Annotated in this window: 1 pseudogene; it reads right to left on the reverse strand. The window is 68.5% G+C overall.

The window, feature by feature from the left end:
• Position 1: 1 nt before the first annotated feature.
• A pseudogene (locus GPA27_RS28360) lies at positions 2–461 on the reverse strand (feruloyl-CoA synthase); the annotation flags it as partial.

Genomic DNA, 461 nt, shown 5'->3' on the forward strand with positions numbered 1-461 from the left:
ATCAGGCCCTGATGACCCCTGGCGCTGCAGGATGGGCGTACAACGCCTGCACCGCCGCCGCGCGGCGTGACAGCACCGCCCCCTGGTTGATGTAGCCCTTGTCAGTGATCTCCCCGGCGTCTGCATCAGGCGCCATGTCCAGCACCATGGCCCGTGTGGGGCATTGCGAAGACCCAGCGCCCGCATCCCGGCGCGCGCGCATCACGGCCTGCAATGCCTGCTCCAGCCGCGCAGCGTCGGCCGCACCGGCCGCAGACGGAAACACCAGCATGCCCACCTCATCGCGGTCATGCCCGGTGAGCACGATGTCTTGCACCAGCGGCGCCAGTTGCGACACCAGCTCCACCCGCAACGTGCCCACCGACACCCAGCTGCCGCTGGACAGCTTGAAATCCTCCGCCACGCGCCCGTTGAAGACCACGCCTTTGTCTGGCTGCTCCGCGTCCACCAGATAGCCCGCG

Origin of the sequence: Aromatoleum toluolicum (assembly GCF_012911005.2) — a bacterium.
In the GTDB taxonomy this organism is placed as follows: Bacteria; Pseudomonadota; Gammaproteobacteria; order Burkholderiales; family Rhodocyclaceae; genus Aromatoleum; species Aromatoleum toluolicum.